Here is a 1,774-nt window from a genome sequence, read left to right on the forward strand (position 1 = left end):
TGAACCGCCCCTGTCAAGTAGACAGGTGAAATAATTAAAAACATGTACCCTTGCCTGCCACGTAGTGGCAGGCAATTTTTTTATGCATAATGTGTCGCCTTATATTTCTGTATCGCCTTGTTCTCAGGTATTGGATACTGAACTGGATTCTCATTGCATAATGCTTCACTTCTTACTTCATAAGGTGTTCTCACACCAAATCTTCGTTGATATCTTTCATGACTGTAATATCTTATCCATTCTTTTATTGCCGCTTCTAACTCCTCTCTTGTTTCATATTTTTTTCCATAATGATATATCTCACATTTAAGTATTCCCCAGAATCCTTCCATTGGTCCATTATCAATGCAGCAGTGAACTCTGGACATGCTCTGTTCCATGCCATTATCCTTAAGCATACGCACAAAGACAGGACTCGTATACTGGAAACCTCCATCACTATGAAATAACGGATGTGCTCCTGGATTAGCGTCTATAGCTGATCTGAATGTATCAAAGACAAGTCTATTATCGTTATGCTCACTAATTACATATCCTACTGGATATCTGTCATAAAGATCTAGTATCAGGCTTAGATATAGTTTATTTTCATTATGCTTTCCATATTTGAACTCAGTGACATCTGTTACCCATTTTTCATTAGGTCTTGATGCATTGAATTCTCTTTTGAGATTATTCTTGGCTGTATTGTTGCTTTTTCTGACTGTACAGCTTCTTCTTTTTGGTCTTATGATTGACTTGATGCCAAGTATTTTCATCACCTTGTAGACCTGCTTGTCATTGTAGTTCTTGTTTTCATCTCTGTTTATTCTATCTGTCATCATTCTGTAGCCAAGCGTATGATTGAACTTCTCATCATACTTTCTTACAAGGTCAGCTAGTTCCTCATTTTTAAGATCTCTTTCACTTTTGTTATGCTTAAGCCATTTATAATAGTTTGCCCTCTTTACATCTAATATCTCAAACATGACTGATAGGCTTACCTCTTTGTTTTCTTCCTTGATTTCCTTGATTGCCTGATATTCATTCTCGAATCTGCTTGTTCTGCATATCCTCTCCTTTCTATCTCCTCCACTTTTTTTAACAGTCTTATCTCCAGATGAGCTCTCTCAAGCTCACGTTCCTTTTCTCTCAGCTGTTTCTTTAGAAGGCCAAGCTCATCTAGATCCTCATCCTTTTTACGGCGTCCACGTCTGTCTGATAATCCGTCTTCACCTTTTTCTCTGTACTTTCTGACCCAGTTAAATACGTTTGAATATGTGACATCAAATACTTTGCACGTTCCTGAATAATCAAGATTGTGTTCCATGCAGTACTTTACTATCTCTATTCTTTCTTCTTTTGTAACTTTTCTGCACTTTGCCATATAGATTTCTTTACCTCCAGGAATATAATCCTTTAACTCTATATGATCATTATATAACTTTACCCATACAAGTACTGTCCCACATGCAGGAATTTTATACTTTACTGCGATATCTCTTAGTGAACCTTCCCCAGCTAGATATGATTCTACAACCTTCCTTTTAAACTCTTTGGTATATGATTCATTTGCAGTCTTCTCATCAAATGCAGAATCGCCATATGCTTGAAAGATTCTAATCCACCTTTGAACTGTAGTTATACATACATTTATTTCTTCAGCTAGACTAGTAACTGATTCACTGCCATCTAAGTATCTTCTACATATTTCAATTTTTTGTTCTTTTGAAAACTTACTTTTTCTTCCCATAAGAAAACCTCCTCAGCAAACAGTGCTTTTAATTATTTGCAC

2 protein-coding genes are annotated in these 1,774 nt (G+C 36.1%); both read right to left on the reverse strand.

The genetic code is table 11. The features are described from left to right. Nucleotides 1-80 precede the first annotated feature (80 nt). Nucleotides 81-968, reverse strand: coding sequence for an IS3 family transposase (locus H8909_RS12965; RefSeq protein ID WP_238928313.1), 888 nt, complete (start codon nt 966-968; stop codon nt 81-83). Nucleotides 969-979: 11 nt separating this feature from the next. Continuing rightward, complete coding sequence (locus H8909_RS12970) at nt 980-1,732, reverse strand: helix-turn-helix domain-containing protein (RefSeq protein WP_187013122.1); 753 nt, start codon at nt 1,730-1,732, stop codon at nt 980-982. Nucleotides 1,733-1,774 lie beyond the last annotated feature (42 nt).

The organism is Catenibacterium faecis (genome assembly GCF_014306455.1).
GTDB classification, from domain to species: domain Bacteria; phylum Bacillota_I; class Bacilli_A; order Erysipelotrichales; family Coprobacillaceae; genus Catenibacterium; species Catenibacterium mitsuoka_A.